At 74.4% G+C, this 26,275-nt stretch carries 27 protein-coding genes and 3 tRNA genes; 12 read left to right on the top strand and 18 right to left on the bottom strand.

What is annotated here, in order from left to right:
* The first annotated feature begins 469 nt into the window (after positions 1–469).
* From CBZ_RS03600 to surE, 4 genes are all read left to right on the top strand, one after another.
* Positions 470–1,318 carry a VOC family protein gene (locus CBZ_RS03600; RefSeq protein ID WP_130780230.1) on the top strand — a complete coding sequence of 283 codons (849 nt, stop codon included), beginning with the start codon at positions 470–472 and terminating at the stop codon, positions 1,316–1,318.
* A 55-nt stretch (positions 1,319–1,373) separates the two neighbouring features.
* On the top strand, positions 1,374–1,742 hold the full coding sequence (locus CBZ_RS03595) for a nucleotide pyrophosphohydrolase (protein ID WP_130780229.1): 369 nt from the start codon (positions 1,374–1,376) through the stop codon (positions 1,740–1,742).
* 57 nt (positions 1,743–1,799) lie between these two features.
* Positions 1,800–2,774: a 1-phosphofructokinase family hexose kinase gene (locus CBZ_RS03590; protein WP_130780228.1), complete on the top strand. Its 975-nt coding sequence runs from the start codon at positions 1,800–1,802 to the stop codon at positions 2,772–2,774.
* Between the two features lie 136 nt (positions 2,775–2,910).
* Positions 2,911–3,702: a 5'/3'-nucleotidase SurE gene (gene surE, locus CBZ_RS03585; protein WP_130780227.1), complete on the top strand. Its 792-nt coding sequence runs from the start codon at positions 2,911–2,913 to the stop codon at positions 3,700–3,702.
* A 25-nt stretch (positions 3,703–3,727) separates the two neighbouring features.
* Here surE and CBZ_RS03580 read toward each other — a convergent pair whose 3' ends face one another.
* From CBZ_RS03580 to CBZ_RS03555, 6 genes are all read right to left on the bottom strand, one after another.
* Positions 3,728–4,609: a prenyltransferase gene (locus CBZ_RS03580; RefSeq protein WP_130780226.1), complete on the bottom strand. Its 882-nt coding sequence runs from the start codon at positions 4,607–4,609 to the stop codon at positions 3,728–3,730.
* A complete protein-coding gene (locus tag CBZ_RS03575) occupies positions 4,606–4,983 on the bottom strand; it encodes a lycopene cyclase domain-containing protein (RefSeq protein ID WP_130780225.1) in 378 nt (125 codons plus the stop codon). Before CBZ_RS03575 ends, CBZ_RS03580 begins: the two co-directional genes overlap by 4 nt.
* Entirely contained in the window at positions 4,980–5,366 is a 387-nt protein-coding gene (locus CBZ_RS03570) for a lycopene cyclase domain-containing protein (protein WP_130780224.1), read from the bottom strand. The genes CBZ_RS03575 and CBZ_RS03570 overlap by 4 nt, the downstream gene beginning before the upstream one ends.
* A complete protein-coding gene (gene crtI / locus CBZ_RS03565) occupies positions 5,363–6,991 on the bottom strand; it encodes a phytoene desaturase family protein (RefSeq protein ID WP_246013026.1) in 1,629 nt (542 codons plus the stop codon). Before crtI ends, CBZ_RS03570 begins: the two co-directional genes overlap by 4 nt.
* Before the next feature lie 92 nt (positions 6,992–7,083).
* On the bottom strand, positions 7,084–8,037 hold the full coding sequence (locus tag CBZ_RS03560; protein ID WP_130780223.1) for a phytoene/squalene synthase family protein: 954 nt from the start codon (positions 8,035–8,037) through the stop codon (positions 7,084–7,086).
* Between the two features lie 3 nt (positions 8,038–8,040).
* Positions 8,041–9,147 (bottom strand): polyprenyl synthetase family protein, encoded by a 1,107-nt coding sequence (locus CBZ_RS03555; RefSeq protein ID WP_130780222.1) that lies wholly within the window; start codon positions 9,145–9,147, stop codon positions 8,041–8,043.
* Positions 9,148–9,322: 175 nt separating this feature from the next.
* Here CBZ_RS03555 and galE point away from each other — a divergent pair, with 175 nt between their 5' ends.
* Positions 9,323–10,282, top strand: coding sequence for a UDP-glucose 4-epimerase GalE (gene galE / locus CBZ_RS03550; RefSeq protein ID WP_130780221.1), 960 nt, complete (start codon positions 9,323–9,325; stop codon positions 10,280–10,282).
* A gap of 63 nt (positions 10,283–10,345) precedes the next feature.
* Here the strand turns inward: galE and CBZ_RS03545 are convergent, their stop codons facing one another.
* Together CBZ_RS03545 and CBZ_RS03540 are read right to left on the bottom strand one after the other, a co-directional pair.
* Complete coding sequence (locus tag CBZ_RS03545) at positions 10,346–11,278, bottom strand: LLM class flavin-dependent oxidoreductase (RefSeq protein ID WP_130780220.1); 933 nt, start codon at positions 11,276–11,278, stop codon at positions 10,346–10,348.
* A 22-nt stretch (positions 11,279–11,300) separates the two neighbouring features.
* A complete protein-coding gene (locus CBZ_RS03540; RefSeq protein WP_130780293.1) occupies positions 11,301–11,645 on the bottom strand; it encodes a metallopeptidase family protein in 345 nt (114 codons plus the stop codon).
* 178 nt (positions 11,646–11,823) lie between these two features.
* Here CBZ_RS03540 and CBZ_RS03535 point away from each other — a divergent pair.
* The 6 genes from CBZ_RS03535 to CBZ_RS03510 all read left to right on the top strand — a co-directional run bounded on the left by CBZ_RS03535 (position 11,824) and on the right by CBZ_RS03510 (position 13,610).
* Positions 11,824–11,896 (top strand) — tRNA-Glu (locus tag CBZ_RS03535).
* Positions 11,897–11,938: 42 nt separating this feature from the next.
* A tRNA-Asp gene (locus tag CBZ_RS03530) sits at positions 11,939–12,012 on the top strand.
* A gap of 39 nt (positions 12,013–12,051) precedes the next feature.
* A tRNA-Phe gene (locus CBZ_RS03525) sits at positions 12,052–12,124 on the top strand.
* A gap of 184 nt (positions 12,125–12,308) precedes the next feature.
* Positions 12,309–12,752, top strand: a complete 444-nt coding sequence (locus tag CBZ_RS03520) for a phage holin family protein (protein ID WP_130780219.1) — start codon at positions 12,309–12,311, stop codon at positions 12,750–12,752.
* A gap of 133 nt (positions 12,753–12,885) precedes the next feature.
* On the top strand, positions 12,886–13,296 hold the full coding sequence (locus CBZ_RS03515; RefSeq protein ID WP_130780292.1) for a phage holin family protein: 411 nt from the start codon (positions 12,886–12,888) through the stop codon (positions 13,294–13,296).
* The gene (locus tag CBZ_RS03510) at positions 13,293–13,610 is read left to right on the top strand and encodes a DUF3618 domain-containing protein (protein ID WP_246013011.1); all 318 of its coding nucleotides are present in this window, start codon (positions 13,293–13,295) and stop codon (positions 13,608–13,610) included. Before CBZ_RS03515 ends, CBZ_RS03510 begins: the two co-directional genes overlap by 4 nt.
* A gap of 313 nt (positions 13,611–13,923) precedes the next feature.
* Here the strand turns inward: CBZ_RS03510 and CBZ_RS03505 are convergent, their stop codons facing one another.
* Positions 13,924–14,136: a BldC family transcriptional regulator gene (locus CBZ_RS03505; protein WP_130780218.1), complete on the bottom strand. Its 213-nt coding sequence runs from the start codon at positions 14,134–14,136 to the stop codon at positions 13,924–13,926.
* Positions 14,137–14,551: 415 nt separating this feature from the next.
* On the opposite strand from CBZ_RS03505, the gene CBZ_RS03500 reads away from it, so the two are divergent.
* Positions 14,552–14,764, top strand: a complete 213-nt coding sequence (locus CBZ_RS03500; RefSeq protein WP_130780217.1) for a DUF3073 domain-containing protein — start codon at positions 14,552–14,554, stop codon at positions 14,762–14,764.
* Between the two features lie 449 nt (positions 14,765–15,213).
* Here the strand turns inward: CBZ_RS03500 and purM are convergent, their stop codons facing one another.
* The 9 genes from purM to CBZ_RS03455 all read right to left on the bottom strand — a co-directional run bounded on the left by purM (position 15,214) and on the right by CBZ_RS03455 (position 26,025).
* Positions 15,214–16,341: a phosphoribosylformylglycinamidine cyclo-ligase gene (gene purM / locus CBZ_RS03495; RefSeq protein WP_130780216.1), complete on the bottom strand. Its 1,128-nt coding sequence runs from the start codon at positions 16,339–16,341 to the stop codon at positions 15,214–15,216.
* Positions 16,338–17,885, bottom strand: a complete 1,548-nt coding sequence (purF, locus tag CBZ_RS03490) for an amidophosphoribosyltransferase (RefSeq protein WP_130780215.1) — start codon at positions 17,883–17,885, stop codon at positions 16,338–16,340. The genes purM and purF overlap by 4 nt, the downstream gene beginning before the upstream one ends.
* Positions 17,886–17,947: 62 nt before the next feature.
* Positions 17,948–18,310, bottom strand: coding sequence for a histidine kinase (locus CBZ_RS03485; protein WP_130780214.1), 363 nt, complete (start codon positions 18,308–18,310; stop codon positions 17,948–17,950).
* A gap of 14 nt (positions 18,311–18,324) precedes the next feature.
* Entirely contained in the window at positions 18,325–18,705 is a 381-nt protein-coding gene (locus tag CBZ_RS03480) for a sterol carrier family protein (protein ID WP_130780213.1), read from the bottom strand.
* 199 nt (positions 18,706–18,904) lie between these two features.
* On the bottom strand, positions 18,905–20,278 hold the full coding sequence (locus tag CBZ_RS03475; protein ID WP_130780212.1) for a glycoside hydrolase family 6 protein: 1,374 nt from the start codon (positions 20,276–20,278) through the stop codon (positions 18,905–18,907).
* A 234-nt stretch (positions 20,279–20,512) separates the two neighbouring features.
* Complete coding sequence (gene rsgA, locus CBZ_RS03470) at positions 20,513–21,742, bottom strand: ribosome small subunit-dependent GTPase A (protein ID WP_130780211.1); 1,230 nt, start codon at positions 21,740–21,742, stop codon at positions 20,513–20,515.
* A gap of 287 nt (positions 21,743–22,029) precedes the next feature.
* On the bottom strand, positions 22,030–23,364 hold the full coding sequence (gene gdhA / locus CBZ_RS03465; RefSeq protein WP_130780210.1) for an NADP-specific glutamate dehydrogenase: 1,335 nt from the start codon (positions 23,362–23,364) through the stop codon (positions 22,030–22,032).
* A gap of 10 nt (positions 23,365–23,374) precedes the next feature.
* A complete protein-coding gene (locus tag CBZ_RS03460) occupies positions 23,375–24,367 on the bottom strand; it encodes an MvdC/MvdD family ATP grasp protein (RefSeq protein WP_130780209.1) in 993 nt (330 codons plus the stop codon).
* Between the two features lie 11 nt (positions 24,368–24,378).
* On the bottom strand, positions 24,379–26,025 hold the full coding sequence (locus CBZ_RS03455; RefSeq protein WP_130780208.1) for a trypsin-like serine peptidase: 1,647 nt from the start codon (positions 26,023–26,025) through the stop codon (positions 24,379–24,381).
* Positions 26,026–26,275: the final 250 nt, after the last annotated feature.

The following is a 26,275-nucleotide window of genomic DNA, read 5'->3' as shown; positions in this document are numbered from 1 at the left end:
CTGGGGGCAGATGGGACCGGCGATTTGTAAAGATCACGTACTAATGGTTCACTTGCGACATTAGCGACGCGCCGATCGGAGGGTCAACGGCCCCTCCGCGGCGCCACGGGCCGCTGCGAGCAGTCCGCGGCCCGGCTCGTCTGGGCGACGACGGTGCAGGTCAGGCTGGTGTCATTACCGGTATTGACGCAGGTCACGCGGGGTGCAACCCTGCGCTCCCCATCCGCCCCGGTGAGATGTCGTCGCGCCGTGGCAAGCGATTCCCACGGCCGCCCACGGGTCCGCAGCGGATCACTCGATCGAGTGAAGGCGCCGACCGCTCCACGGCCCCTCGGCTCCCCCGCAGCGAGCGCCGGACCATCGGCGTGACCAGCGTCGTCGCCAGGCTCGGGGCTGCCCACGTGTCGGTGGTCGGTCGTAACGTCGGTCGGAGCACGGCAGACGACCCAGCCGACGACGGAGGCGTGCGATGACGCTGCAGCGGACGTACCCGCAGGGCGTGACGTCCTGGATCGACCTCGAGCAGGACGACGTCGAGGCGGCGACGGCCTTCTACGGCGCGCTGCTCGGCTGGACGTTCCACGACGCGACACCGCCGCATGCGCCCGTCCGGTACGTGATCGCCCAGCTCGACGGCCAGGACGCGGCGGGCATCGGCGGCCCACGGACGCCCGGGACGGGGACGCCGACGTCGGACCCCTCGTGGCACACGTACGTCGCGGTCGACGACCTCCCCGCCGCACTCGCCCGCCTGGAGGCCGCCGGCGCGACCGTGACGACCGGGCCGACCGTCGCCGGCGAGGGCGGCGCCTGGGCCGCGTTCACCGACGCCCAGGGCGCCGACCTGCGGCTCTGGCAGGCGAAGAACCGCCTCGGCGCGCAGATCACCAACGCACCGGGCGCGTGGAACTTCACCGACCTGCGCACGACCGACCAGGACGCCGCACGCGACCTCTACGGCCGCGCGTTCGGCTGGGAGTTCAGCGACCTGGGGTTCGCGACGATGATCCGCGTCCCCGGCTACGGCGACCACCTCGCCGCGACCGTCGACCCCGGCATCCACGAGCGGCAGGACGAGGTCTCCGCACCCCCGGGGTTCGCGGACGCGATCGGCTGGCTCGGGCCGACGGTCGGCGACGAGCCCCCGCACTGGCACGTCACGTTCACCGTCGAGGACCGCGACACCGCGGCCGACCTCGCGGCCCGGCACGGCGGCACCGTCCTCGGGACGGACGAGTCCGACTGGACGCGCACCGCGACGATCCGCGACCCGCAGGGCGCGGTCTTCACCGCCAGCCAGTTCACGCCACCGTCCTGACGTCTCGGCACCGGGCCCCTCCCCCGACGTCGGACGCAGGTGCCACGCTGGCCCGGTGACGACGACACCCCCGGCCGAACGTGAGATCGCCGAGCTGACCCGGCTCGTCCGCGAGTTCTCGACGGAGCGCGACTGGCAGCAGTTCCACGACCCGAAGTCCGTGATCCTCGCGCTGGTCGGCGAGGTGGGCGAGCTCGCCGAGCTGTTCCAGTGGGTGCGCGCGGACGAGGCCGTCGCGACGTTCGACGTGCCGGAGCGACGCGCCCGCGCGGGCGAGGAGATGGCGGACGTCCTCATCTACCTCGTGTGCCTGGCGGACGTCCTCGGGGTCGACCTGGGGGCGGCGGCACGCGCGAAGCTGTCGGCGTCGCACCAGCGGTTCGCCGCCGACGAGGTCCGCGGGCGCGCCCCCGAGAAGCCCTGAAGCCCCCCGGCACGCTCCAGCGCGCGGGCCCCGCACCCTGACCGCACACTCGGAGGCATGCCGCCGCAGCAGCCGACGACGACCGACGAGACCCGCAGCCCCCGGGTCTGCGTGCTCGCGCCCACCCCGCTGCTGACGATCACGATCGAGGCCCCGACCAGCGAGGAGTCCAACCCCGAGGTGCACGTGCACGCGGGCGGGCAGGGCCTGTGGGTCGGCCGCATGGCCGTGTCGCTCGGCGCGGACGTCGTGGTGTGCGGGCCTTTCGGCGGGGAGACGGGCACGGTCCTGGCGCACCTCGCGGAGGTCGAGCGGCTGCGCGTGCGACCGACGGCGTACGCGGGAGGCAACGGCGCGTACGTGCACGACCGGCGCGACGGCGAGCGGCAGGAGGTCGCCCAGACCCCGCCGCACTCGCTCGACCGGCACGAGCTCGACGACCTGTACGGCACGGTGCTGGTCGAGGCGATGGACGCCGACGTCACGGTCCTCACGGGCGCGGACCCGCCCCGGATCCTGCCCGCGGCGGTCGTCGGGCGCCTGGCGCGTGACCTGCGAGCGGCGGGCCGGACGGTCGTCGCGGACCTGTCGGGCCGGGCCGCGGCGGCGTTCGCGGAGGCGGGCGGCGCGGTCCTGAAGATCAGCCACGAGGAGCTCGTCGAGGGCGGGTTCGTCGACTCGGACGCCCCGGCGCACCTGCTCGAGGCGGCGCACCGGTTCGTCGACGACGGGCTGGACGCGGTCGTCGTGTCCCGCGCGGGCGAGCCGGTGCTCGTGGTGACGCGCGACGCGGTCGAGGAGGTCCTCCCGCCGCCGATTACGGTCGTGGACCACCGGGGCGCGGGCGACTCGATGACGGCGGGCATCGCGGTCGGGCTGGGCCGCGGGCTGCCGCTGAACGAGGCGGTGCGCCTGGGCGCGGCGGCCGGGGCCCTCAACGTGACCCGACGCGGCCTGGGCACCGGACGCCGGGAGCAGATCGAGCGGTTCGCCCGACGGGTCGTCGTGCGCCCGGCGGGCGACCCGGCCTGACCGGCCGGACGACGACGGCCCAGGCACCAGGTCAGCCGGGCTCAGGCCGACGACGCGTCGGCCCGCCCGGGTGGCGGCGTCGCGCCACGTCGGGTCCGATGGGGACGTCCCCTTCGTCGACCCCGAGGTGATCCCCGTGCGTGTGCTCGTGACGAACGACGACGGCATCGACTCCCCCGGCCTGACGACGCTCGCCGTGATGGCGTCGGACGCGGGTCACGACGTCGTGGTCGCCGCCCCGGCACGGGAGTCGTCGGGCGCGAGCGCGTCGCTGCTCGGCGCCGAGCAGGACGGCCGCCTCATCGTCGCGCCGAAGTCGTCGCCGGGGCTGCCGGAGGGGATCACGTCGTTCGCGGTCCGCGCCGCCCCGGGCCTCATCGCGTTCGTGGCGGCGTACGGGGGGTTCGGGCCGAAGCCGGACCTGGTGCTGTCGGGCGTGAACCGCGGCGCGAACACCGGCCACGCGGTGCTGCACTCGGGGACGGTGGGCGCGGCGCTGTCGGGCGCGACGCACGGGATCCCGGGCCTCGCGGTGTCGATGGCGTACCACGAGCCGCGGCACTGGGAGACGGCGGCGGCGATCGCCCGGCCGGTGCTCGACTGGCTCGTCGCGCAGGGTCCGGACCAGGCCCGGGTGCTCAACCTCAACGTGCCCGACCTGCCCGCCGACCAGATACGAGGGCTCCGCAAGGCGCCGCTCGCGTCGTTCGGTGCGGTGCAGGCCCGCATCCACGAGCTCGAGCACGGGCACCTGCAGCTCACGTACTCGGACGTCGAGATCACACGCGAGCCGGACACGGACGCGGGTCTCCTGGCGCGGGGCTGGGCGACGGTCACGCAGCTGCGGGCGCCGTGCTTCGACGCCGACGCGGACCTGCCGGAGTCGGGCCGTCAGGCCGCCGCCGAGGCGGTCGCGGCCACGTCGTGAACCGGGCGGCACCCACCGCGGGGCGTCACGAGCCCGTCGACGTCCGCGCGATCGCGATGAGCAGCATCGTCACCAGGAACCCCGTGACGAGGTTGAGCCACAGGAACCGCCGCCACCCGGCGTTGGCGCGCTCGCAGTCGTCGTCGGTGACGCGCCAGAACAGCGCGGTGCTGACGGCGTACGGCAGCGGGAGGACGGCGGCGAGGACGCCGGGCCACGGCACGACGAGCAGGACCGCGGCGGCGCCGACGTAGAGGAGGGTCGACAGGACGACCGTGGGGTGGGCGCCGAGCGCGGTCGCGACGGACGCGATCCCGCCCTCCCGGTCGGCCCGCACGTCCTGCACGGCACCGAACGCGTGGGACGCCATGCCCCACAGCACGAACGCGACGAGCACGGGCCACACGGTCGGGGCCCGCAGGTCGGCGTCGACGAGCACGAGCGCGTAGAGCAGCGGCCCGACGAAGTGCATCGCGGACGTGAACGAGTCGAGGACGGGCCGCTCCTTGAACCGCAGCCCGGGCGCGGAGTAGGCGACCACCAGGAAGAGCACGAGCGCGAGCACCGCGGTCGCGGCGGCGGACCCCACGACGACCAGCCAGACGACGAACGGCAGCGTCGACAGGACGCTCGCCCACAGGATGCGTCGGTGCACGGCCGCGGCCCGCTCGGGCGCGACGAGCCCGCCCTCGATCCCGCCCTTTCGGGGGTTGCGCAGGTCGGACGCGTAGTCGAAGACGTCGTTCACGCCGTACATCAGCAGGTTGTACGGGACCAGGAAGAACAGCGTCCCGACGACGAACGTCGCGTCGAGCCGCCCGCCGGTCGCCATGAGGTAGCCGGCGGCGAAGGGGTAGGCGGTGTTGATCCAGGAGAACGGCCGCGACGCGGCGAGGACCTCCCTCACGACGCCCCGCCGTCGCCCGACGACCCCGTCCCGCCGGTCCCTCGCATCCCGTCCGCGCCGTCCGGCCCGACCGCCGCGGCGGCACGCTCCCGACGACGCCCGAGCACCGTCCACACCACGGGCATCGCGACGCCCGCCGCGATCGCGTACGCGAAGTCCTCCAGCGGCGCCCCCGCGATGTACACCCCGAGGATCTTGTCGGGGTCGAACACGTAGAGGTCGGCCTGGATCATCAGGGTGTCGAACACCGCGGTCAGCACGCACAGGTGCACGAGGGTCCAGGCCAGCGGCGCGCCGCGCAGCCGCCGCAGCGTCGGGAAGGACACGGCGAGCAGCACGACGAGCACGGCGACGTTGAGCACGATGTTCGTCATGCCGCACCCCCCGCGTCGCTGCCGGCCCCGGGGCGGTCACGCTCGGCGAGCGCACGCGTCCCCGCGGCCCGCAGCTCGGCGGTCCGGTCGAACCAGCGCCACAGGATCAGCGCGGTGTAGCAGAGCAGCGTGAGGAAGAAGACCTCCTCGACGGGCAGCTCGGGCGCGAGCAGGATCCCGGTCATGTGCGGCGAGTCGCCGCGCGCGAAGATGCCGAGCACCAGCCCGGCGACGTCCCAGACGAGGAACCCGACGACGCCGATCCCGATCGTCCACGCGGCGCGGCGGGCGTCGGCCCAGAACGCGAGGTGGAACCGCCGGTCGACGAGCGCGAGGCCGCCGAGCGAGAGCAGCAGCGCGCCGAGGTAGGCGAACCCGGTCATGCGCTGCCGGTCCGGACGGCGGACCAGAGCCCGGCGGGCCGGGCGGCGTCGAGGTAGCCGGGGCGCAGCGGGGTCGGCAGCGGCCGGGTCGACGTCTCCCCCAGCAGCCGCTTCGCGACGAGCTCGGCGCTGATGAGGCACATGGGCAGCCCGACGCCGGGCACGGTGCCGCCGCCGACGTGCAGCAGGTTCGGCACGCGGGCGGACGCGTCGCCGGGGCGGAACATCGCGCTCTGGGCGAGCGTGTGCTCCATGCCGAGGGCGGTGCCGCGCCACGCGGACAGGTCGCGCGCGAGGTCGGCGGGGGCGACGACGCGGCGCGTGACGACGCGGCCGCGCAGGTCGTCGATGCCCGCCCACGCACCGACCTGGTCGAGGAACCGGTCGGCGTGCCGCTCGACGGCCTGGCGTGCGGGGCTGCCGGGCGGGCCGTCGCCGAGCGAGGCGTCGGCGGGGAACGGCACGAGCAGGAAGAGGTTCTCGTGGCCGGGCGGTGCGGCGCCCGGGTCGGTCGCCGTGGTCCGCGAGACGTAGACGGACCCGACGTCGGGCACCCGCAGGTCTGACTCCGGCCCGGACCGCCCGGTGCCGAGGATGTCCTCGAAGTTCCCGGGCCAGTCCCGCGTGAAGAACAGCGAGTGGTGCGCGAGCTCGGGCAGCGCGCCGCGCACGCCCGCCATGACGAGCAGCGCGGAGATCCCGGGCCCGTGCCGCTCCCACGACGCGGCCGGGTGGTCGCTGTGCCGGGCGTCGAGCAGCGCGGTCTCGGTGTGGTGCCGGTCGGCCCCGGACACGACGACGTCGGCCTCGACGACCTCCCCCGACGCGAGCCGCACACCGCGCGCGACACCGGTGCGTCGGGGCGACCGGACGGTCCGCGGGGCGTCGTCGACCTCGATCGCGACGACGTCCACCCCGGTGCGGATCTCGACGCCCTCGCGCACGGCGAGCCGTTCGAGCGCCTCGATCACCGTGTACATGCCGCCGCGCGGGTAGCGGACGCCCTCGACCAGGTCGAGGTGGCTCATGAGCGAGTACAGCGCGGGGACCCGGTACGGCGACGACCCGAGGAAGACCGCGTGGTAGCCGAGCGCCTGCCGCAGCACGGGGTGCTCGACGGTCCGCTCGATGCGCTCCGCGAGGGTGTGCGTGAGCAGGTCGACGAGCGTGCCCGCGCGCCGCAGGACGGGGGCGGAGACGAGCCGGTCGGGCCGCTGGAACGTCGTCCAGAGGAAGTGGTCGAGCGCGGTCCGGTACGCGAGCGACGCGTCCTGCGCGTACCGCCGCACGGCCTCGCCCGCGCCGGGCTCGAGCGCCTCGAACGTCGCCCAGTTCTGCTCGGCGTCGGCGACGAGGTCGAACCCTCCGGCGGCCGCGCCGGGACGCTCCGGCTCGGTGAACAGCCGGTACGCCGGGTCCAGCGGCACGAGGTCCAGGTGGTCCTCGACCCGCTCGCCGAGCAGCGCGAACGCGTGCGCGAACACCTCGGGCATGAAGTACCACGACGGCCCGGTGTCGAACCGGAACCCGTCGAGCGTGAGGGTCCCCATCCGCCCGCCGAGCCGGTCGTGCCGCTCGAGGAGCGTGACCTGCGCGCCGCCCCGGGCGAGCAGCGCGGCCGTCATGAGCCCGCCGATCCCGCCGCCCACGACGACGACGCGACCGTCGGGGCCGTGCCCGTGCGCGGCCCGCGTGCCGGGCCGGGGTGCCGTGGTCGTCACGCGGACCGTCCCGACCGCCCGGACGCACCGCGCCGGCGGTCCCACCACTGCCGCGCGACCGCGCCCGCGACGACGCGCACCTTCACGGGCCCGGGCACGCGCACGCGTGCGGCGAGCAGGTGCTCGGTGGGCTGCGCCGCGAGGTCGGCGAGCAGCCGGTCGTAGAGCGCGAGGGTCGCCGCGACGGCGTACCGCGACCGCCCGGGCAGCCGGGGCAGCGCCGCACGCGCGACCTCGACGTCGCGGCCGATCTCGGCGAGCGCCGCGTCCCGCTCGTCGTCGGTGAGCCGACCCGGGGTCGAGCCGGGGAAGTACGCCCGCCCGAGCTCGCCCGCGTCGACGCCCAGGTCCCGCAGGAAGTTGATCTTCTGGAAGGCCGCGCCGAGCGCGCGGGCACCCGCGACCTGCTCGTCGTCGGGCTGCCGGACGGGCTCGCCGGGCACGCGCTCGGCGTTGAGGAACACCCGCACGCACATCAGCCCGACGACCTCGGCGGACCCGTACACGTACTGCTCGAAGCTTGCGCGGTCGTGCGCGGCGACGGTGAGGTCGGCGCGCATCGACGCGAAGAACGGCTCGGTCTCGACGGTCGTGATGCCCACGCGGCGTGCGGTCCGCGCGAAGGCGTGCACCACCAGGTTGGTCGAGTACCCGGTGCGCAGGGCTCGGACGGTCTGCGCCTCGAGCTCGTCGAGCTCGGCGGCCGCGCCAGGCCCGCCGAACGTGTCGACGACCTCGTCGGCGAGCCGCACCAACCCGTAGACGGCCTCGATGTCGCGGTGCGCGCGCCGCCCGAGCAGCCGGGCGCCCCACCCGAACGACGTCGAGTACGCCCCGAGCACGAGCGCGCTGGTGCGCGCCGCGGTGGCGTCGTACAGCCGGACCGAGCGGTCGTGCGCCGTGCGCGCGCCGGTCCGGCGCCCGGTCTCCCGGGCGTGCTCCACGCTCATGCCTCAGTGCCCCCGTCCGACCAGATCGTCGACGACGCCCACAAGGTAGCCCGCCAGGGGCTCCGGGAGTGCGGCGGCGTGGCGTCGGGCTCGGTCGGCGGTGCGCTCGACGAGGGTCCGGACGGCGGCGAGCGCGCCCGAGTCGACCATGACGGCCCGCACCTGAGCGGCGCCGTGCTCGTCGAGGTCGTCCCGGCCGACGTACCGGTCGAGGGTCGCGCGGCCGGTGTCGTCGGTGCGGGCGTAGGCGAGGCGAAGCAGCTCGGTCCGCTTGCCCCGGCGCAGGTCGGACAGCACGGACTTGCCCGTGAGCGACGCGTCGCCGAACACCCCGAGGTCGTCGTCGGTGAGCTGGAACGCGAGCCCGAGCGCGGCGGCGACGTCGTCGAGCCGGTCGAGGACCTCGACGTCGGCACCCGCGAGCACGGCGCCGGACGCGAGCGGGACGCGGCACGAGTACTCGGCGGTCTTGAGGGCCGCGACGAGCAGCGCGTCGACGTCGGCGGGCGCGAGCGCCTCCGACGCGACGTCGAGGAGCTCGCCGGCAACGGCGGTCTCGACGCCGTCCGCGAGGAGGTCGGTGAGCCGCATCCGTACGTCGGCGCTGACGGGCGTGCGGGCGAGCAGCCGGAACGCGGTCGCGAGGGCGAGGTCGCCCGCGAGCAGCCCGGCGGCGAGCGCCCGGCCGTCGGCGACGTCGGCGGGCATCCCGTCGCGGTGCGCGCGAAGGCGGGCCGCGCCGCTGACGTTGAGCCGCCCGCGGCGGACGTCGTCGTGGTCGAGCACGTCGTCGTGGACGAGCATCGCGACGTGCAGGACCTCGTGCGCGGCGGCGACGGGTGCGACGGCGTCGACGTCGTGCCCGCCGAGCCCGAGGTACGCGGCGGCGGTGAGCCGGGGCCGCATGAGCTTGCCGCCGAGCGTGGAGGCGAGGTCGTCCCAGAGCTCGCGGGCCTCGTCGGCCTGCCGTCCGGCGCGGGCGGCGCGCTCGTCGAGCAGGTCGCGCAGGAGCTGTTCGGTCCGCGACGTGACCTCCTCCACGGCGAGGGCGAGCTCCCGGGTGGAGCGGACGCTCCCTCCGGGGGCGAGTGCGAGCTCGCCGTCGTCCACGTGCCCTCCTGGGTGTGTCGTCCGCGGTGGCTGTCCGCGCGGGAGAGGCAGGTCCGTCTCCGGAATGCTCAGCGTACTGAGCGTTTCTCGGTCCGCCACTCGAAAGACAACCAGAATTCGATCAGATATCCCCAGGATCGAACACAGATCAACATCCGTGGGCTACGCTGGCCCCATGACATGGTTGGTGACGGGTGGAGCGGGGTACATCGGGTCGCACGTGGTGCGGGCCTTCCAGCAGGCCGGCATCCCGCCGGTGGTGCTCGACGACCTGTCGAGCGGGCACCGCGGGTTCGTCCCCGCCGACGTGCCGTTCGTCCACGGCTCCATCCTCGACGTCCCGCTCGTCGCACGCACGCTCGCCGAGCACGACGTCACCGGCGTCGTGCACCTCGCCGGGTTCAAGTACGCCGGCGTCTCGGTCGACCGCCCCCTGCACACGTACGAGCAGAACGTCACCGGCACCGCCAACCTGCTCACCGCCATGGCCGACCAGGGCGTCGAGGCGATCGTCTTCTCCTCCTCCGCCGCCGTCTACGGCACGCCCGACGTCGACCTCGTCACCGAGGCCACCGCCACCACGCCCGAGTCGCCCTACGGCGAGTCCAAGCTCATCGGCGAGTGGCTGCTGCGCGACCAGGGCCGCGCCACGGGCCTGCGGCACACCTCGCTGCGGTACTTCAACGTCGTCGGCTCCGGCACCCCGGACCTCTACGACACCAGCCCGCACAACCTGTTCCCGCTGGTCCTCGACGCCCTCACCCAGGGCCGCACGCCGCGCATCAACGGCACGGACTACCCCACGCCCGACGGCACCTGCGTCCGCGACTACATCCACGTCGCCGACCTCGCCGACGCGCACGTCGCAGCCGCCCGCGCGCTCGGCGAGGGCCGCACCCTCGAACCCGTCTACAACCTCGGCTCGGGCGACGGCGTGTCCGTGCGCCAGATCATGACGGCCATGGCGGACGCCACCGGCATCGCGTTCGAGCCCGACGTCGCCCCGCCGCGCCCCGGCGACCCCGCCCGGATCGTCGCGTCGGGCGAGCTCGCCGCACGCGACCTCGGCTGGCGCATGACCCACACGCTCGCCGACATGGTGTCGAGCGCGTGGGAGGCCCGCCGGGCCCACTGACCCGACCCCGCACGCCCCGGGCCGGGCTCGCCACGCCGGCGGGCCCGGCCCGGTCGCGTCCGGCTAGCGCTGCGCGACCGGCATCGCCTGCAGCGCGGGCAGCCGCTCGGCCAGTCCCTCGAGGACCGACTCGCTCCCCGCGTAGATGCCGTCGGGGCGCGGCCAGTGCACGACGACGTCGGTGAACCCCAGCCCGGCCGCGCGCTCGACGCCCTCGAGCGCCAGGTCCAGCGACGTGAGCGAGAAGACCGGCGCCCCGTCGAGGCTCAGGTACCGGCGCAGCCGCGGCAGCGTGGACCCGTCTCGCTCCGCGGCCGCCTCGGCCGCGTCCATCTGGTCCGACACGTCCGCGAGCCCCGCCCACCAGCGCTCCTGCGCCGCGTGCGGGTCGTCGTCGACGCCCTCCGAGTCGAACGACGGCCCGTACGTCACCCAGCCCTGCCCGTACCGGGCCGCGAGCGACATCGTGCGCGGCCCGGCCGCGGCCATGACGAACGGCGTGCGCGGCCGCGCGATCGTGCCGGGGATCATCCGGGCGTCGTGCGCCTCGTAGAACTCCCCCGTGAACTCGGTGGCCGGCTGCGTCAAGAGCCGGTCGAGCAGCACGACGAACTCCTCGTACCGCCGCGTCCGCTCCCCGCGCGACCACGCCGGCCCGGTGACCGACGCGTCGAACCCCTCACCCCCGGCCCCGAGTCCGAGCAGGAACCGCCCGCCCGCGACGTCGTCCAGCCCGAGCACGTCCTTGGCGAACGGGACGGGGTGCCGGAAGTTCGGCGACGCCACGAACGTCCCGAGCGCGATCCGCTCCGTGACGGCGGCCGCAGCGGCCAGCAGCGGGACGGTCGCGAACCAGGGACCGTCGGCGAGCGTCCGCCACGCCAGGTGGTCGTAGGTCCACGCGTGGTCGAAGCCCCACTCCTCGGCCTGCCGCCAGCGGTCCTTTGCTCGTGACCAGCGGTCCTGGGGCAGCAGCACGACTCCGACGGCGACCATGCGCCGACCCTAGCCGGGCGCGTCAGCCCCAGCCGAGCTCGTGCAGCCGGTCGTCGTCGATGCCGAAGTGGTGCGCGACCTCGTGCACGACGGTCACCGCGACCTCCTCGACGACCTCGTCCCGGTCCGCGCAGATCGCGAGCGTCGGACGGCGGTAGACGGTGATCCGGTCGGGCAGCGACCCCGCGGCCCACCACTCCCCCCGCTCGGTGAGCGGCGTGCCCTCGTAGAGGCCGAGCAGCTCGGGGTCGTCCGGCGGCGGGTCGTCCTCGACCAGCACGACGACGTTGTCGATCAGCCGGGCCAGCTCGGGCGGGATCTCGTCGAGCGCGTCGCGGACCGCGTCCTCGAAATCGTCCCGCGACATCTCGACCACGCGACCATTCTGCCTGCTCAGCGCCGCCCCGTCCCGCCGGCGACCGCCTCGCGCCCGCCGCCGCCCCCGGTGCCACCGACCGGGTGACCGTCCGCCATTTTGGAGTTCGGGCCGCCGACCCCGTATGCTCGACTCCGGTCAACCGGCGCCTCGTCGTTGGGGCGGACACGCCCTCATCGTCTAGCGGCCTAGGACCCCGCCCTTTCACGGCGGTAGCACGGGTTCGAATCCCGTTGGGGGTACGAGCAGGTGCAGTGAGAAGCAGCAAGGCCTTGTTCCACCAAGGCCCCGTAGCGCAGTTGGTTAGCGCGCCGCCCTGTCACGGCGGAGGTCGCGGGTTCAAGTCCCGTCGGGGTCGCTCGAAGCGCCGGTCCTCGGACCGGCGTTCTCGTTCCGAGGCTCTGTAGCTCAGTTGGTAGAGCGTTCGACTGAAAATCGAAAGGTCACCGGATCGACGCCGGTCGGAGCCACCTTCGACGAAGGCCCCCTGGATCACCGGGGGGCCTTCGTGCATCCCGGGCACCTCGCGCTGGCCGGGACCGTCGCGGCCGCGGGACGCGCGGCGACCTGGGCCGATGATCCCGACCCCCGGCCCGGCACCCGCCTAGGGTGGGACGTGCACCGCACTGCACTGTCCCGTCGACGGAGGAACCCGTGAGCAGCACCCCCGGACCCGAGCGCCCGCGCAAGCCGTTCTTCGAGCGCTTCACCGAACCCTTCGCGGACCTCGCGCGGGAGAAGATCGGGCAGGCCGAGGACCGGGTCCGTGAGGCGATCCAGGCGGAGATCGACGCGGTCAGTGCGAGCGTGCGCGCCCGCGCGATCGAGGCCCGGCCGTCCGCCATCGGGTTCGGCGCCGCCGCGCTGCTGACGTTCTTCGGGCTCGCGCTGTTCGTCACCGCCGCCGTCATCGGGCTCTCGCACGCCGTCGAGCCGTGGCTCGCCGCGCTGCTCGTCGGAGTCGCGCTGATCGCCGTCGCCGCGGGCCTCGCGGCGTGGGCGCGGCACCGCCTGCCGAAGGGGCAGCCGATGTCGATGACCCGCGCGCACCAGGTGACGCACCCCGCCGAGGAGCACGTCCACCCCTGGTCCGACTGACCGTGCACGCCCCCGACCGGACGACACCCGTCGTCCGGTCGGCGCGGCTCGGATGCGGCCGTCCACCTGCACCGTCACACTGGGAGTCCCGGACGGCAGAGCCCGGACGACGAGTGGACGAGAGGGCGTGACCATGACCACGCAGCCAGGACCGGCGGGCGAGTCCCGGAGCATCGGCCAGCTGGTGAGCGACCTGAGCGAGCAGACGTCGCGCCTCGTGCGCGCCGAGATCGAGCTCGCCAAGGCAGAGGTCGCCGCCAAGGCCCAGCAGCTCGGGATCGGGGCCGGTCTCCTCACGGCCGCGGGCGTCCTCGCGCTCTACGTGCTGGCCGCCGCGATCGCCACCGCGATCCTCGGCCTGTCCACGGTGATGGACGCGTGGCTCGCCGCCCTGATCGTCACCGTCTTCCTGCTGATCGTCACCGTGATCCTCGCGCTGGTCGGGATCCGGCTCGTCAAGCGCGGGTCGCCCCCCACGCCGGACCGGGCGATCGAGAACGTGCAGGAGGACCTCGAGGCCGTGAAGGCGGGGTGGAACGCGTGAGCGACCAGACCAAGGCGACCGGGCAGGACGAGAAGGACGCGAAGCCGGCCATCTCGACGCCGAAGATGGTCGAGCTCGAGGGCGAGGTGACGCGGACGCGCGCCGAGCTCGCCGCGACCGTCGACCAGCTCGCCGACCGCCTCGACCCGCGCACGCAGGCCAAGGGTGCCGTGAACGGTGCCAAGCGCCTGTTCGAGGACGCCACGGCCAAGGGCGCCGACCCGCGTCGCCGGACGCGCGCCCGGGCGATCCTGGGTGGCGCGGTGGCCGTCGTGGCACTGCTCGCGGCGGCAGGTATGCGCCGGCGCGACTGAGGCCCGCGCTCGTCGGCCCGTTTCCTCGCCTCGTCGCGAGGGTGGCGGGTCGTGGTGCGCTCGGCTGGGCCGCACGGCCGCATGGGGCCGCGCTCGTCTGGGCCGCACAGCTGGTGCGGAGTCGCGCTCGTCTGGGTCGCACAGCTGGTGCGCAACCTCGCTCGTCCGCGTCGCGGCCGTGCGGTCGCGTGCAGGTCGCGGTGGCGCACGTGGCGTCGAGCAGACGTGGCGACGTGCGCGTCAGCGGGCGCGCACGTCAGGGGTGGCCGCGCCGGCGGCCGTGGGCGTCCGACCCGAGGGGCCGGGCGTCGCGTCAGTCGTCGGTGGGGCTCTGCTGCTGGGGGACACCGTTCAGCAGGTCGCGGACCTCGGACTCGCGGTAGCGGCGGTGGCCACCGAGGGTGCGGATCGAGGAGAGCTTGCCCGCCTTCGCCCAGCGCGTGACGGTCTTCGGGTCGACCCGGAACAGCGTCGCCACCTCGGACGGCGTGAGCAGGGCCTCGGACTCTGCGGGGTGAGCGGTCATCTGCTGCCTCCTGAGGCGAGCGTGCGGGCGGACGACGGGACTGCCGGCTCCGCCCAGTACGGGTGCGGTTGGTGCGTGCGCTGTAGCGCGGTTCGTGCGGGTGAAGCGAGGGGTCTCACTAGCATGAACGAAAGGGTCAGACGGCGCATTCCGGGACACAGTATGGTCACGGACTTCACAAGACTCTCATCCAACTCTCATCATGCATCGTTACACGAACCGTACCGTCACCCTAAACCCGGCGAATCGGTCATCACGACCCCTGGCCGACACGTGATGCGCGTCGCGCCTGCGCGAGTGGTCGGAATACGGCGGGACCATGTACCGTTGCCCCACGAAGAGACGATTCAGCACCCCGGGGCCGCACGTGTGAGCACGGTGCCGCCCCGCATCCACGTAAGAGGGGGTCGATGCCATGGGGCGCGGCCGTCAGAAGGCTAAGCAGACCAAGGTGGCCCGGGAGCTGAAGTACTTCAGCCCTGAGACCAACTACCGAGCCCTCGAGCAGGAGCTCGGCTCGCTGAGCCACAACGACCTCGGATCCGAGCGACGCGGCAGCGCGATCGACACCGGAGACCGGCCTGGCGAGGACGACGACTACCGTCGTTGGCCCGACGACGACCGCTGACGTCGGCATCGGTCGGTCCGACAACCCACGCCGGAGCAGGTCGGACCCCTCGCTGAGGCGATGACCGCTCCCGTCCGGCGGACCACCGCGCGACACGCAGCGGGCACCACGCACCTCCCGGCCGGCGACCTCCGTCGCCGGCCGGAGTCGTGGTATCCGCCGTCGTCGCGCGCGTGGCTGCGGGCGACCCCCTCGTGGCCCGCACACGCCGTGGCTGACGCCTGGGTCGCGGCTGACGTCTGGGCCGTCGGCGCGACCCCGCCGCGCTCGCTCCGGCGCACCCGGCGTCGGGCGTCGCGGTGCGGAGCCGTGCGGTGCGGGTGCGTGCGGGTGCGGTGCCGGTTCGACCCCACCGCACCGACGTCCGCGTTCGACGTCGCCCCGACCGCACCTGCACCGTCGCCGAGGTCGGCGGCCGGCGCCAGGCCGCGCCGGCAAACGCGCGCGCGTCAGACCCGGTAGGCGCCCGAGAGTCGCACGGCCCCGCCGTCGACACCCTTGGTCCCCGCGACGAAGTCGGGCGACCCCAGGACGTCCACCGTCGGGTCGGCGTCGCGCACGGTGCCGAGCACCCAGGCGGGGAGGCCGAGCTCGCCCGCGTGCGCCAGGACGCCGTCCACGGCGTCGGCGGCGACGATCGCGACCATCCCGACGCCCAGGTTGAGCGTGCCCTCGAGGTCGTGCCACGGCACGCCCCCGAGGCCCTGGACCAGGGAGAACACGGGCGGCAGCTGCCAGCCGGACCGGTCGACGTCGGCGACCAGACCCTGCGGCAGGACGCGCGCGACGTTCGCCGCGAGGCCACCACCCGTCACGTGGCTGAAGGCGTGCACGCCCGCGACACCCGCCCGCTCGACGAGGGCCAGGCAGTCGCTCGCGTACACGCGCGTCGGCTCCAGCAGCTCCTCGCCCAGCGTCCGGCCGAGCTCGTCGACGTGCCGGTCCAGCGACCAGCCGGCGACCTGCACGACGCGGCGGACCAGCGAGTACCCGTTCGAGTGCAGCCCGCTGGACGCGAGCGCGACGAGGACGTCACCGGCCCGCACCCGCTCGGGACCGAGCAGCTCGTCGGCCTCGACGACGCCCGTCGCGGCACCGGCCACGTCGTAGTCGTCGGGGCCCAGCAGCCCGGGGTGCTCGGCGGTCTCGCCGCCGACCAGCGCGGTGCCGGCCACGGAGCACGCGGCGGCGATGCCGCGCACGACGTCGGCGATGCGCTCGGGCACGACGCGGCCGCACGCGATGTAGTCCGTCATGAACAGCGGCTTCGCACCGACCACGACGATGTCGTCGACGACCATGCCGACCAGGTCGAACCCGATCGTGTCGTGGATGTCGAGGGCCTGCGCGATCGCGACCTTGGTGCCGACGCCGTCGGTCGACGTCGCGAGCAGCGGGCGACGGTAGCGGGTGAGCGCCGACGCGTCGTACAGCCCGGCGAACCCGCCGACGCCGCCGAGGACCTGCGGGCCGTGCGTCGCGCGCACGGCGTCCTTCATGAGCTCGACGGCCTTGTCGCCGGCCTCCGTGTCGACGCCGGCCTCGGCGTACGTCACGCGCGGCGTGGGGGCGGTCACGGGTGCTCCAGCGCGGACGCGCCACCGGACGACGGGACGATGGTGAGCAGGCCGTCCTCGGGCGCACCGAGGGGCAGCTCGTTCTGCTCGAGCAGGTGCTTGCCGAGGCGGTCGGCGGGCGGCAGCTCGATGGGGTACCGGCCGCTGAAGCACGCGGTGCAGAGCTGCGACGCGGGCTGCTCGGTCGCCTCGACCATCCCCTCCTCGGAGATGTAGCCGAGGGAGTCGGCGCCGAGCGACGCCGCGATCTCGTCCGGGCCGAGCCCGTTCGCGATGAGCTCGGCACGGCTCGCGAAGTCGATGCCGTAGAAGCACGGCCACTTGACCGGCGGTGAGCTGATCCGGATGTGCACCTCGGCGGCGCCGGCCTCCCGGAGCATCCGGACGAGTGCGCGCTGGGTGTTGCCGCGCACGATCGAGTCGTCCACGACCACGAGCCGCTTGCCGCGGATGACCTCGCGCAGCGGGTTGAGCTTGAGCCGGATGCCGAGCTGGCGCAGCGTCTGCGACGGCTGGATGAACGTGCGGCCGACGTAGGCGTTCTTCGTCAGGCCCTGCCCGAACGTGATGCCGGACTCGGCGGCGAAGCCGACGGCCGCGGGCGTGCCGGACTCGGGGACCGGGATGACGAGGTCGGCCTCGACGGGGTGCTCGACGGCCAGGCGGCGGCCCATCGCGACGCGCGCGGCGTGCACGGACCGGCCGGCGATCGTGGTGTCGGGGCGGGCCAGGTACACGTACTCGAAGACGCAGCCCGCGCGGTCGACGGGCGCGAACCGCGTCGAGCGCAGACCGTCGGCGTCGATCGCGAGGAACTCGCCGGGCTCGACCTCACGGACGAACGACGCGCCGACGATGTCGAGCGCGGGCGTCTCGCTGGCCACGACCCAGCCGCGCTCGAGGCGGCCGAGCACGAGCGGGCGCACGCCCTGCGGGTCGCGCGCGGCGTAGAGGGTGTGCTCGTCCATGAAGACGAGGCTGAACGCGCCGCGCAGGCGGGGCAGGACCTCGAGCGCGGTGGCCTCGAGCGTGTGGTCCGGGTCGCCCGCGAGCAGCGCGGTGATGAGCGCGGTGTCCGTCGTGTTGCCGCGCGCGCGCTCCCCGCGGCGCTGGCTGCCGTACCGCTCGGCGACGAGGTCGACGAGCTCGGCGGAGTTCGTGAGGTTGCCGTTGTGGCCGAGGGCGACCGTGCCGGCGGCCGTCGGGCCGAGCGTCGGCTGCGCGTTCTCCCACGTGCTGCCGCCCGTGGTCGAGTACCGGGCGTGCCCGATGGCGATGTGCCCCTGCAGGGCGTTCAGCGCGGTCTCGTCGAAGACCTGGGAGACGAGGCCCATGTCCTTGTAGACGAGGAGCTGCTGGCCGTTGGACGTCGCGATGCCCGCGGACTCCTGGCCGCGGTGCTGCAACGCGTAGAGGCCGAAGTAGGTGAGCTTGGCGACCTCCTCGCCGGGTGCCCAGACACCGAAGACGCCGCAGGCGTCCTGCGGGCCTTTCTCGTTCGGGAGGAGGTCGTGGTTCAGTCGTCCGTCTGCGCGGGGGGCCACGGCCCTATGGTCGCACACGCCCGTGGAGGCCTCCGGGCGACGCCCGGACCCCGGACGCCGGGTCAGCGACCGCGCGTGGAGCGGCGGTCGGCGAGCACCGCGAGCGCGCCGCCGACGAACCCGCCGACGACCCCGAGGCCCAGCGCGACGACGGTCCGCACCGCACCCTCGCCCTCGAGGAACGGCAGGAAGCCCGACCCGTCGGAGACCCAGCGGACCTGCGGGTCGACCACCGCGACGAGCACGAGGCCGAGCACGATCCCGACGATCGCCCCGGCGGCGATGAACACGCTGTACTTCGGTGCGCGCCGCACGGTCGCGGGCTGCGCGGTCGCGAGGAGCTCCGCCTCGGACGGGACCGGGCGCTCGGGGACGTCCGGCTGCTGGTCCGGGCTGTCCTGCGGCGAGGGGGTGGTCGACGACACCCGGTGATCCTAGGTCAGCCGCGCCGCCGGGCGGCCTGCAGCGGCAGCCACCACGACAGGTCGGCCCGCTCCCCCGACGCCCGGACCGCACCCGCCTCGACGGCGTCCGCCCAGGTGGTCGCGCCCGTGACCAGCGCGAGCCACGTCTGCGGGTCGGTCTCGACGACGTTGGGCGGCGTGCCGCGCGTGTGCCGCGGCCCCTCGACGGCCTGGACGGCGCCGTCGGGCGGGACCCGCACCTCGACCGCGTTGCCGGGGGCGACGTCGGCGAGCTCCTCGAGCGTGAACCGCACGGCGGTGCGCCGCGCCCCCGTGGGCACGCCGGCCGGGTCGGCGCGCCACACGTCGAGCGCGGCGCGCCCGTCGTCGGGAGAGGTCCGTCGTCTGCCTGCCACGACCCCATTCTCCCCGGGCCCCGGCTTCCCGGGGCGCGCCCGGGAGCCCCGGCACGTGTGGAAGGTGTGTCGCGGCGGGGGCGACAGACCTTCCACACCGGCGTCGGCGCCCGAGCGGCGACAGCGACGAGCCCGCGGACGGTGGGCCGTCCGCGGGCTCGTCGTGGGGGCGTCCCGGAGGGGGCGGGACGTCGTCAGCTCACCACTTGGCGTTGCGGGCGAGCTCGAGGGCGACGTCCTGCCACCACTGGCCGGCGCCGGGGCCGCCGTTGCAGGCGCCGTCGGACTCGCCCGGCAGCTTGACCCAGAGCAGCGCGTCGAGGCCCGAGCCGTCGCTCACCGTCGTCGGGCGCTCACCGAGGGCACGGCCCCGCGGGTTGCACCACTCGCCGTTCGAGCCGTTGCCGTTGCGGGAGGTGTCGATGACGAACGTCTTGCCGCCCAGCCGCTGCGAGATCTGCTGGCCGTACGACTTGGAGGCCGCGGTCGTCTGGTAGTTCGACGTGTTGAGCGCGAAGCCGACCGCGTACTCGAAGCCGACCTGGTTGAGCCGGTTGACCGCGTTGTCGACGGTCAGCCACGACGAGTGGCCGGCGTCGATGTAGACCCGGGCGCCCTTGAGGGTGAGCGACTTGGCGGCGTACTTGAGGAAGCCGACGCGGTCGCCCTGGCCGGAGCAGTCGCCGAGCTGCGCGAGGGCGTCGGGCTCGAGGATGACGTACGGCTTGCCCTTGATGCCCTGCGCGACGGTGTCGATCCAGCGCGCGTACTCGGACTCGCTCACGCCGCCGCCCGAGTGCGAGCCGCAGTCACGGCCCGGGATGGCGTAGACGACGAGGACCGGGGTCTTGCCCGCGGCGACGGCGCGGCCGGTGTAGTCCGCGACCTCGGCCTGCGCGTGCGACGCGTCCGCCCAGTTGCCGACCCAGTAGGCCTGCGGGGTGAGCGCGATCTTCTCGAGCAGCGCCTTGTCCGTGCCCGACGCCGACTGCCACGCCTTGTACCCCTGCGTCGTCGGGTCGACGTAGAAGCCGCTGGTCGGCTGCGGGGTGACGGTCGGCGTCGGTGTCGGCGTGGGGGTCGGCGTCGGCGTCGGGGTGACCGTCGGGGTGGGCGTGGGGGTCGTGACGGTGGGCGTCGGCGTCGGGTTCGTCGTGGGGACGGTGCCCGTGCACGTCGTGCCGTTGAGCGTGAACGACGACGGCACCGGGTTGGAGCCCGACCACGCGCCGTTGAAGCCGAACGACGCGGTCCCGCCCGTGGCGAGCGAGCCGTTCCACGGGAGGCTCGCGACCGAGACCTGCGAGCCGCTCGTCGTGAGCGTGCCGTTCCAGAGCTGCGAGATGCGCTGGCCCGCGCCGAACGTCCAGTCGAGCTTCCACGACGGGACGGGGTCGCCGAGGTTCGTCACGGTGACGTTGGCACCGAAGCCGCCGGGCCACTGGTTCGTGACGGCGTAGTCGACGCGACAGCCGGGGGCGGCCTGCGCGGCGCTCGCCGTGAGGGCGGTGAGGCCGGCGACGGCGACGGCTGCGGCGGCCAGCAGCGCGGCGGCGGATCTGCGGGTGGACATGAGCGGGGCTCCCTGCGTGGTCGGCTCCTGGCGGGTCCCGACGAGGAAACCCGACGAGGGCCGTCCGAGGCGAGCACATGAGGATTTCCTAATCGCTTCACCCGACGATCACCGGCGTCGACGCGGTTCGACGGCACGCTTCGACGAGCGGTGTCCGGGCCGCGCCAGCCGGGCAGAGCCGGTCGGGCTGCATCAGCCGGGCCGTGTCAGCCGGGCCGTGTCAGCCGGGCTGCGTCAGCCGCGCGGGCGCCCCGGCCCGCGCATCCCGCGCTGGTACTCCTTGGTGACCTTCTTCCACCGGGCGCGCTCCTCGGCGGCCAGCCGGGCGTCCACGCGACGCGCCTGGTACGCCGCCTCCCGCTCCAGCCGGCGGAACGACTCCAGCCGTCGCGCCGGCAGGTCCCCGGACTCCAGCGCCGCGCGCACGGCACAGTCCGGCTCGCCCTCGTGCCGGCAGTCCGCGAACCGGCACGCGCGCGCCAGGTCCGCGACGTCCGCGAACGTCGTCTCCAGGGCGTCGGAGTCCGCGACCACGCCGACCCCACGGATGCCCGGGGTGTCGACCAGGACGGCACCGTCGGTCAGCGGGACGAGCTCGCGGTGCGTGGTCGTGTGCCGCCCGCGGCCGTCCGCGCGCCGCTCCCCCACGTCCATCACCGGGCGACCGGCCAGCGCGTTGACCAGCGTCGACTTGCCGGCGCCCGACGGCCCCACGACCACCAGGGTCGAGCCCGGCAGCACGACGTCCCGCCGCAGGTCGTCGAGGCCCCGGCCGTCCTGCGCGGAGACCGCGTGCACGTCGACCGCGAGCGCGACCTGGGCGACGTCCGCGGCCATGCCCTCGGGGTCGGGCACCAGGTCGGCCTTCGTCAGGACGACCACCGGACGGGCGCCCGACCGCCACGCGAGCGTGAGCAGCCGCTCGACGCGACCGAGGTCCGGGTCGGGGTCGAGGTGCTCGACGACCATCACGACGTCGACGTTCGCCGCGAGCGCCTGTGTCCGCGACGTCTCGCCCGCGGTGTCGCGGACCAGCGCGGTCCGGCGCGGCAGGAGCTCGGCGACGCGCGGGCCGTCGGGGGTCTCGTCGAGCAGCAGCCAGTCGCCGACGGTGGGCGGGGTGCGGCCGTCGGCGGACGGGGCGAGGCCGTCGCGGTCGAGCACGACCCGCCGCGGCTGGTCGTGAGGAGCGCCGTCGCCGCCCCCGTCGCCGCGCGGGGCAAGGTCGTGGGTGTCGTGACCGGCACCCGCTTCGTGCGGGTCGTGGACGTGACCGGCTCCCGCTTCGTGCGGGTCGTGGTCGTGACCGGCACCCGCTTCGTGCGGGGCGTGGTCGCGCCCGTCGCCGTCGTGGCCGCACCCGACCCCGGCGAGGGCGCGCGCGGGCAGCACGAGGACCACGCCGCGGTCGGCGCGGACCACGCGCACGGCTCCCTCGGGGAGCGCGTCGGTCTCGGTCGTCACGTCGTCGACGGTAGGCGTGCCCCGCACGTCGATCCACGGGATTTCCGCCGGCCCCGCCCCGCCGCGCACCGGCGCCGAGGTCGTCACCCCGGGCCGAGGTCGTCAGCCGGAGCCGGCGAGCTCGGCAGCAACCAGCGAACTCGGTGACCTGAGGGTGGGGCGGGCAGCGGGAGGGCGGCGGGTGTCAGGGGGACGGCGGGTGTCAGGGGGACGGCGGGTGTCAGGGGGACGGCGGGTGTCAGGGGGACGGGGCCGCCGGCCCGCGGCGCAGGCGGCGGGCGGCGGGGTCAGACGACGCCGAGGGCCAGCATCGCGTCGGCGACCTTGGTGAAGCCCGCGATGTTGGCGCCCACGACGTAGCTGCCGGGGGCGTCGTACTCGTCGGCGGTGGCGAGGCAGCGGTCCTGGATGGCGTGCATGATGCCCGCGAGCCGCTGCTCGGTGTACTCGAACGTCCACGAGTCGCGGCTGGCGTTCTGCTGCATCTCCAGGGCGGACGTCGCGACGCCGCCCGCGTTGGCGGCCTTGCCGGGGGCGTACAGGACGTCGGCGTCCTGGAGCAGGGCGACGGCCTTCGGGGTGGTCGGCATGTTGGCACCCTCGGACACGGCGAGGACGCCGGACCGGACGAGCGCGGCCGCGTCGCCCTCGTCGAGCTCGTTCTGGGTGGCGCAGGGCAGCGCGACCTGGGCCCCGACCTCCCAGACGCGGCGGCCGGGCACGAACGTCGCGCCGCGGCGCTCGGCGTAGGTCGAGACGGGCAGCCGCTCGACGTCGCGGACGTGCTGCAGCAGCGGCAGGTCGATGCCCTGCTCGTCGAGGACGTACCCGGTGGAGTCGGAGCACGCGACGACGTGCCCGCCGAGCTGCTGCGCCTTCTGGATCGCGTACTGCGCGACGTTGCCGGAGCCGGACACGACGACGCGGCGGCCGTCGAAGTCCTGGCCGCGGGTCGCGAGCATCCGCTCGGCGAACAGCACGGTGCCGTACCCGGTGGCCTCGGTGCGCACGAGCGACCCGCCCCACGACAGGCCCTTGCCGGTGAGGACGCCCGACTCGTAGCGGTTGGTGATGCGCTTGTACTGGCCGAACAGGTAGCCGATCTCGCGGCCGCCGACGCCGATGTCGCCCGCGGGGACGTCGGTGTGCTCACCGAGGTGGCGGTACAGCTCGGTCATGAACGACTGGCAGAACCGCATGACCTCGCCGGCGCTGCGGCCGCGCGGGTCGAAGTCGGACCCGCCCTTGCCGCCGCCGATGGGCATCCCGGTGAGCGCGTTCTTGAAGACCTGCTCGAAGCCGAGGAACTTGACGATGCCGAGGTACACCGACGGGTGGAACCGCAGGCCGCCCTTGTACGGGCCGAGGGCGGAGTTGTACTCGACGCGGAAGCCGCGGTTGATCTGGACGCGACCCTCGTCGTCGACCCACGGCACGCGGAAGATGATCTGCCGCTCGGGCTCGCACAGGCGCTCGAGCACGGCGGCGTCGACGTACTGCGGGTTCTTGCGCAGGACGGGCTCGAGGCTCTCGAAGACCTCGCGGACGGCCTGGTGGAACTCGGCCTCCCCCGGGTTGCGTCGAAGGACCTGGTCGAGGATCTCGCCGAGCTGCTGCTTCACCGGTCCATGGTCACACGGGCACCTCGATGCCCTGGGCGACGTCCGGGACGCGGTCGTCGGCGGTGTCGAGCCGGATCAGCAGGTCGGCGAGCGCGGCCGAGATCGGCTGCCCGGTCGCGAGCTCGACGAACAGCCACTGCCCCGCCGGGTTCACCTCGAGGAACACGTGCTCGCCGTCGGGCCCGACCCGGAAGTCGGCGGCGCCGTACCGCAGCCCGAGCCGCCGCGTCAGGGCGACGAGCCCGCGCTCGACGTCGTCGGGCAGCCGGTGCTCCGCGATGGGCGCGTGCGTGGTGTCGATCCGGAAGTCGAACTCGTACGCCGACCGGTCCGCGCGGATCTCGGCCGCGAAGACCTGCCCGTCGACGACCGTCGCGCGCACGTCCCGGCCGCCCGGCACGAGCTCCTGGAAGATCACCGGCGCGAACCGCACGGCGTCGATCATCCCGACGTCCTCCTCGCGGACGGGCCGGGTCTCGCGCCACGTCCGCGGGGTCGCGGAGAACGACTTGTAGACGACCCCCGCGGGCTCGGCGGCGACGAACGCCCGCGCCTGCTCCGGGTCGTTCGTCATGCACGTGCGCGGCACCCGCAGGCCCTCGCGGGACGCGAGCTGCAGCTGCCACATCTTGCGCGACGCCGCCTCGTCCCGGTCGGGGTCGTTGACCCACTCCGCGGACATGCACGACCACAGCCCCGCGACCATCGCGGCGCACTCGCCGTGCGCGAAGCCGCGGTCGTGCGGCCGGGTCACCTCGTCGTGCAGGACGAACGGCTGCGGGCGACGCCACCAGACGGCGCGGACGTCCGCGAGGTCGAGCACGCCGTCCGCGTCGGACCACGTGCCGGTCCACGTGCCGTCAGGACGCTGGCGCGCCGTGAGGGCGGCCGACGTCGGGACGTGCGACGTGTCGAGCAGCCGGTGCCCGGCGCCTCGGAGGTCGAGGTGCCGGGCCACGGTCTGCGTGTGCAGGTCGCCCGCGTGGGAGACGATGCCGATCACGTCGGCGCCCGTCAGCCCTGGCCCGTGAGGCCCGCGTCGCCGGCGAGCGTCGCGTACAGCGCCTGGAGGGACGCGAGGACCTGCGTCTGGGTCGAGATCAGCGCCTCGAGCTCGGCGAGCACCGCGCCCAGGACGGTGTCGGCCGTGTCGTCCTGCCCGAGCGAGATGTACGGCCCGGCCTGCACGAACGGTCGCTGCCCGCCGACGAGCCCCCCGGTGAGGCCGGGGTTGATCACCGGGTTGATGACCGTGCCGCCGGGCTGCAGGATCCCGATGTCGGCCGCGGTCACCGTGCCCGGCTGGTCGGCCGCGCCCGAGTCCACCGCGACGGGCGTGCCGACGTCGACCGCGACGTGCGTGTCGGTCTGGAGCGTCGTCGTGTAGTCGTGCGTCGGGAGCGTCATCGCGTCGGCCGCGACCGGGGTGCCGATCGTGTCCTGCAGCCGCGGGGTGCCGGCGTCGAGCGCGAGGGCCGTGCCGTGGTCGAGCACGAGAGGCGTGCCGATCGTGTCCTGGACCTTCGGGGTGCCCGCGTCCGAGACGAGGGTCGTGCCGAGGTCCTGCGACAGCGGGGTGCCGATGAGGTCCTGGATCTTCGGGGTGGCGGTGTCCGCCGCGAGGCTCGTCGCGAGGTCCTGCGCGATGGGCGTGCCGATGTGGTCCTGGATGCCGGTGTCGGACGCCGCCGCGGTGTCGGCGGACAGGAACGTCCCCGTCACGTCGGTCGCCAGCGCGGTCGCCAGGTCGAGACCCAGCCCGGTGGCCGAACTCGGGGTCAGGCCCTGCAGCGTCGGCGAGGCCGCGACGATCGCCGCGATCGCGACGCCCGAGTTGCTGCCGCCGGTCGCGGTGCAGCCGCCGTTGGTGTGCACGCCGACGACCCGTCCTGACGGGCTGTGCAGGATGCCCGAGCCGGAGTTCCCGCCGAGCGTGTCGATGTCGGCGTACCGGATCGTCGAGCCGCTGACCTGCGTCGCCGGGCCGGCCTCGACCCGCTTCGGCTGCCCGGCCGGGTGCCCGATGATCGCGAGCATGTCCCCGACGGCCGCGTTGGTCGTGCCGAACTCGGACCAGCCGAACGTGTTGCCGGGGTTGCCCGCGACGCGGAACAGGGCCATGTCGAGGCCGCCGAGCCGGTACTCGACGAGCTGCGTGATCGCGAAGCTCTGCTCGGCCTGGAGCGTGCCGCCCGAGTCGACCTGGTAGTTGAGGTTGACGTGCATCGCGGTCGCGACCTGCTGCGGCGACAGCGGTGTGCTCGTGCCGTTCTGGCGCGGGATCGTCCAGCCGTTGGGGTCAGGGTCGAACAGGTGACCGCAGGTGAGGACGAGGTCGGGGCCGATGAGCGTGCCGGTCCCCCACCGCACGCCGCTCACGTTGCCGGGGTTGGTGAACGTCGCCGCCAGGTTGTTGTTCCACTGCACCTGGACGACGGGCCGCTCGTGGGCGTTGACGAACGCGACGGTGACCCCGAGCGTGCCGTCGTACTGCTCGACGGCCTGCGAGTCGTCGGTCGCGCCGCAGATGGAGCGGAGGATCTCCGCGTACTCGACGCGCTCGCCCGCGTCGCGGGCCCCTGCGCCCGGGAGGTCCTCGAGGTGCGGCGGGAACATCCCGTCGCCGCCGAGGTCCGCCGGCTTCTTCTTCGCTGCAGGCATGGTGGTGCTCCCTCAGGTCGGCGACAGGCCTCCTGCCGCGCCACTGAGGAAGGAGCGCACGCGTCGCCGCCCGATACCCCGGGACCGGGTCGGGAAGCGCGGTGCGGGTGAGAAAGGGGTGCGGGGCGCGACCGAAACGATTCGGGAGCGGTGCCCTCCGGTTTCATGGGCGCGCGCACCACCATGCGCACGGACGGCACGCCCCCCGGTGCAGGGGCGTGCCGTCCGGACGACGCCGGCGGTGGGTAGC

The sequence above is a fragment of the Cellulomonas biazotea genome, from assembly GCF_004306155.1.
Taxonomy (GTDB): Bacteria; Actinomycetota; Actinomycetes; order Actinomycetales; family Cellulomonadaceae; genus Cellulomonas; species Cellulomonas biazotea.
Note: the sequence above shows the minus strand (reverse complement) of the source record. Positions and strands in the feature narration are given on the sequence as shown.

Bases quoted from the DNA above. Each gene is read 5' to 3' on its own strand.
- CBZ_RS03600 (WP_130780230.1), top strand. From the start codon at position 470: ATGACGCTGCAGCGGACGTACCCGCAGGGCGTGACGTCCTGGATCGAC.
- CBZ_RS03590 (WP_130780228.1), top strand. From the start codon at position 1,800: ATGCCGCCGCAGCAGCCGACGACGACCGACGAGACCCGCAGCCCCCGG.
- CBZ_RS03575 (WP_130780225.1), bottom strand. From the start codon at position 4,983: ATGACGAACATCGTGCTCAACGTCGCCGTGCTCGTCGTGCTGCTCGCC.
- CBZ_RS03570 (WP_130780224.1), bottom strand. From the start codon at position 5,366: ATGACCGGGTTCGCCTACCTCGGCGCGCTGCTGCTCTCGCTCGGCGGC.
- crtI (WP_246013026.1), bottom strand. From the start codon at position 6,991: ATGACGGCCGCGCTGCTCGCCCGGGGCGGCGCGCAGGTCACGCTCCTC.
- CBZ_RS03560 (WP_130780223.1), bottom strand. From the start codon at position 8,037: ATGAGCGTGGAGCACGCCCGGGAGACCGGGCGCCGGACCGGCGCGCGC.
- galE (WP_130780221.1), top strand. From the start codon at position 9,323: ATGACATGGTTGGTGACGGGTGGAGCGGGGTACATCGGGTCGCACGTG.
- CBZ_RS03545 (WP_130780220.1), bottom strand. From the start codon at position 11,278: ATGGTCGCCGTCGGAGTCGTGCTGCTGCCCCAGGACCGCTGGTCACGA.
- CBZ_RS03540 (WP_130780293.1), bottom strand. From the start codon at position 11,645: ATGTCGCGGGACGATTTCGAGGACGCGGTCCGCGACGCGCTCGACGAG.
- CBZ_RS03515 (WP_130780292.1), top strand. From the start codon at position 12,886: ATGACCACGCAGCCAGGACCGGCGGGCGAGTCCCGGAGCATCGGCCAG.
- CBZ_RS03505 (WP_130780218.1), bottom strand. From the start codon at position 14,136: ATGACCGCTCACCCCGCAGAGTCCGAGGCCCTGCTCACGCCGTCCGAG.
- CBZ_RS03500 (WP_130780217.1), top strand. From the start codon at position 14,552: ATGGGGCGCGGCCGTCAGAAGGCTAAGCAGACCAAGGTGGCCCGGGAG.
- CBZ_RS03475 (WP_130780212.1), bottom strand. From the start codon at position 20,278: ATGTCCACCCGCAGATCCGCCGCCGCGCTGCTGGCCGCCGCAGCCGTC.
- CBZ_RS03455 (WP_130780208.1), bottom strand. From the start codon at position 26,025: ATGCCTGCAGCGAAGAAGAAGCCGGCGGACCTCGGCGGCGACGGGATG.